The organism is Saccharopolyspora sp. NPDC002578 (assembly GCF_053592695.1).
The window spans coordinates 1-4,131 of record NZ_JBSFWJ010000152.1; the positions used below are offsets into that span (position 1 = coordinate 1).

The 4,131-nt window shown below is 73.0% G+C and carries 3 protein-coding genes; 1 reads left to right on the forward strand and 2 read right to left on the reverse strand.

All coding sequences use genetic code 11. The annotated features are described in order from the left end of the window. Positions 1 to 272: 272 nt before the first annotated feature. Positions 273 to 2,294, reverse strand: coding sequence for a primosomal protein N' (locus tag ACWD38_RS30090; protein ID WP_184478185.1), 2,022 nt, complete (start codon positions 2,292 to 2,294; stop codon positions 273 to 275). A 104-nt stretch (positions 2,295 to 2,398) separates the two neighbouring features. Between ACWD38_RS30090 and ACWD38_RS30095 the strand changes: the two genes are divergently transcribed. Further along, the gene (locus ACWD38_RS30095) at positions 2,399 to 2,857 is read left to right on the forward strand and encodes a TrmH family RNA methyltransferase (RefSeq protein ID WP_184478184.1); all 459 of its coding nucleotides are present in this window, start codon (positions 2,399 to 2,401) and stop codon (positions 2,855 to 2,857) included. A gap of 51 nt (positions 2,858 to 2,908) precedes the next feature. Here the strand turns inward: ACWD38_RS30095 and hisG are convergent, their stop codons facing one another. After that, positions 2,909 to 3,769 carry an ATP phosphoribosyltransferase gene (hisG, locus tag ACWD38_RS30100; protein WP_184478183.1) on the reverse strand — a complete coding sequence of 287 codons (861 nt, stop codon included), beginning with the start codon at positions 3,767 to 3,769 and terminating at the stop codon, positions 2,909 to 2,911. Between the last annotated feature and the right edge of the window lie 362 nt (positions 3,770 to 4,131).

Sequence of the window (4,131 nt, forward strand, 5' to 3'; positions counted from 1 at the left end):
GCGGGATCTTTTTCCCAAGTGGCTCCGCCACGAGGGAAAAAGCTGTCCTCGCGAGAAGACAGCTGAGAACCCGCCGGTGGTCGGCTTTTCGACGTGGGCTATGTGCTTCGCACATACAGGCACGGCTACGCCGCAAGGCAGGCGTGGCTTCGCCGCCCACTGCACGACCTCGGCCGCGAGGGTGCCTTCGGGCATGGCTGGGAACGGGGTTCCGTGGTGGGGAAGCCGCTGGGGGCTGCCCAGCGGATAGCTGCGGTCGCCGTGGTGAGGGGTTAGAGGAGTTCCAGTGGGTCGACTCTGATCTTGATGGTTTCCTTCGGGCGGCGGGAGGCTCGGATCGCCTGGGCCGCGTGCATCGCTGCCGCGAGCTCGCGGCCTTCGGCTCGGGAGACGCGGACCAGGGCGCGTTCCTGCTCGGAATTGCCGTCCTCGTCGACCTCGCCGAGCGGGACCGGGCCCAGGATCTCGCCGGTGCTCGGCAATTCCAGGCAGTCCAGCAGGTCGTTCACCGCGTCCGGCGAGCCGTCGACCGCCGCTACCCGCATCGCGGGCGGGAAGCCCAGCTCCGCGCGCCCGGCCAGTTCGATCTGGGCGTGCCACGCCGGGTCCCAGCGCACCAGCGCCTGCACCGGCTGCAACGTGGAATCGGCCATCACCACGACCCGCCCGCCGTCCCGCGCGGGCCGCACCATCGCCGCCGCCGCCAGCCACAACCGCAACGTCTCCTCGGTGGCCCGCAGCTCCGGCCGCGACAGCAGGGTGCGCCCGTCCAGCAGCAGCGCCGCGCCGTAGCCGCCTTCGACGACGGGTTCCGCGCCGGGCGTGCACACGATCAGCGCCGGTTTCGCCGGGACGCTCGACAAGATCTCCTTGCCGCCGGAGGTGCGCACCGTGACGTTGCTGAACGCCCGGCCCAGCTCCTCCGCGGTGCGCCCCGCGCCGATCGCGATCGCCCGCAGCCGCCGCGACCCGCAGGAACCGCAGCGGAACGCGGCCTCCGCCGCCCCGCACCACCGGCACGCGGCGGGCTTCGGGGCGCCGTCCTCGGTGCCGCCGGGCAGCCCCAGCGGTCCCGCGCACCGGCGGCAACGAGCCTGCTCCCGGCAATCCCCGCAGGCCAGCGCGGGCACGTAACCCCGGCGCGGGACCTGCACCAGCACCGGGGCGTCCTTGCTCAGCGCCGCGCGGGCCGCCTCGAACGCCACCGACGGCAGCCGAGCCGCGCGGGCCGCCGGGTCGCGGGCCAGCTGGGTGTCGTCGGCACCGATCGCGACCACGTGCGGCGCGGCGGCCCGGACCTGATCGCGCAGCGCCACGACCTGCTGCGCCCACCCGGTCTCGACCAGCAGCGCCGCCTCCGCGGTGCGCGCGAACCCGGCCACGAGCAGCGCGGCACCGGCGGAGTGCGCGCGGTGGGTGAGCACGTCGCGCGCGTGCGGGTAGGGCATCTGCGGGTAGCTGTGCATGGAGTCGCCGTCGTCCCACACCACCGCGAGCCCGAGGTCGTGCACCGGGGCGAACATCGCGGCCCTGGTCCCCAGCACCACCCGCGCCGTGCCGCGCAGCACCGCCAGCCACCGCTTGTAGCGCTCACCCGGCCCGAGTTCCGACGTGAGCGCCACGACCCCGTCGTCACCCAGCAACCGCGCGCACGCGGCCTGCAACCGCGTCACGTCCCGGTGGTCGGGCACTACGATCAGCGCGCCCCGGCCCGCCGCGGCGGCGGTCGCGGCGGCCTCCGCGAGGCGTTCGGTCCACTGCTCCCCCGGCAGCGCCTGCCACACCGCGCGGGCCGGTTTGCCCGCGTGCACCGCCTCCAGCAGCGCCGCGCCGTGCTGGTAGCGCGACCACGCCTCGGCTTCCGGTTTCGCCGGCGCCGGCGCGGGCTCGGCGGTCTGCTTCTCCGCGCGGGCGTGCCGCGGCGGCACGGCCAGCCGCACCACGTCGGCGAGCATGCCGCCGTAGCGCGCGGCCACCGAACGGCACAGCTCCAGCAGCCGCGGCGGCAGCACCACCTCCGAGGAGATCACCCGGTCCACCCACTGCAGGGTCCCGGCGAAGTCCGAGTTCTCCTTGCGCTCCAGCAGATATCCGTCGACGAGCTTGCCGCGGAACCGCACCCGCACCCGGCAGCCCGCGACCGCCGCGTCGTGCAACCGGTCCGGGATCAGGTAGTCGAAGGCCCGGTCCAGGTGCGCGGGCAACGACACCTCCACCAGGACGCTGGCGACCGGCAGCGACGGAGCGGCCGTGCGCTCCGTGTTCTTCGTCGTCTTGGACCCGCCCGCCGCCATGCCCACTTCTCTACCAGAGCCCGCCGACCGCACCGCGCACCCGGTCCGCGCCGAGCGAGCCGGTCACTACGATGCGTCGGGCAGCATTCGTGAAAGGACCCCGCGTGTTCGACGTCGTCTTCTACCACCCCGAGATCCCCGGCAACACGGGCAACGCGATCCGGATGGCCGCCGGTTCCGGGTGCGTGCTGCACCTGGTGCGGCCGCTGGGGTTCAGCGTGGAGGACGCGCGGCTGCGCCGAGCGGGCCTGGACTACCACGACCGCGCCGCGCTGCGGGTGCACGAGGACTGGGACTCGATGCTGCGCGAGGTGGCGCCGCCGCGCGTGTTCGCCTTCACCACCGGCGCCACGACCTCGCTGGAGCAGATCTCCTACCGGCCCGGTGACGCGCTGCTGTTCGGCCCGGAGGCCACCGGCCTGCCCGCGGAGGTGCTCGCCTCGGAGCACATCACCGACCAGGTCCGGATTCCGATGCTGCCGGGCATCCGGTCGATGAACCTCGCGAACTCCGCGGCCGTCGCCGTCTACGAGGCGTGGCGCCAGCAGGGCTACGCGATGTAGGGCGCCTCCCGCGCCCGGCGGGACCGGGTGCGGGAGGTGCAGCCGGTCGTCCTACAGCCGGCAGGCTTCCAGCGGGGTGACGAGGATGGCGCGCGCGCCCTCCGCCCACAGCCGATCCATGATCGACTGGGCTTGGTGGCGCGGCACCATCACGCGAACCGCCACCCAGCCCTTCTCGTCGAGCGGGGACACCGTCGGTGCCTCCATGCCGGGCGTGATCTTGCGGACGTCCTCGAGGGACGCGGTGGGGCAGTTGTAGTCCATCATCACGTACTGCCGGGCGATCAGGACGCCACGCAGCCGCTGGATCAGCACCTCCACCGCCTGCTCGCTGTCCTCCGGCAGCTCGCGGGCGCCGCGCACCAGCACCGCCTCGGAGCGCAGGATCGGCTCCCCGATGGTCTGCAGCCCGGCTTCGCGCAGCGACGCCCCGGTCTCCACGACGTCGGCGATGGCGTCGGCGAGCCCGAGCTCGACGGCGGTCTCCACCGCCCCGTCGAGCTCGATGACGTCCACCTCGATGCCCAGGTCGACCGCCGCGGCCGTCACCAGCGGCGCGAACGAGGTGGCGATGCGCTTGCCGTCGAGCTCGGTGAGCGCGCCGACGCGCCCGGTGGGGGCGGCGAAGTAGAACCGCGACACCCCGAAGTCCAGCGGCAGCAGTTCCTGCGTGCTCACGTCGGTGCCCGCGGCCTGCAGCAGGTCCTGGCCGGTGATGCCGACGTCGAGCACGCCGCTGCCGACGGTGCGGGCGATGTCGGTGGGCCGGAGGAAGACGAACTGCACGTCGTTGGCCGTGTCGATGGCGAACAGGGCCTTGTGCTCGCGGTGCACGCGGTAGCCGGCGTCCGAGAGCAGCTGGATGGCGGGAGCGCTCAGCGATCCCTTGTTGGGCACGGCGACCCGAAGCATGGTGGTTCCTTTGCCGAGTTCAGTGGACGGGACGGCCCCGGTTCAGGCGGGGCGGCGGGGCGTTCCACCCGCTGCACGCTGCGGGCGGAACCCGCTATGGCGCTGACCACCGCACATCGACTTCGTCCTCCTCGCTCCGGCCGGATTTCGCACGTCCAGAATGGTGGCACACCGAGGCGCCGCGCGGTCCGGGAGCATGTCCGTGCTCACGTGCCGGGCGGCGGAGGACGCTCGTCTTTGATCTTGGCTTGAGCAGTGGGTCAGGTTGCGGAACCTCAGCGGCTTCCTCGCTGCGGGATCGATTTCTCATGTATGTCCATACACAGCGAAATCGCTGTCCTCGCGAGGAAGCCGCTGAGAAC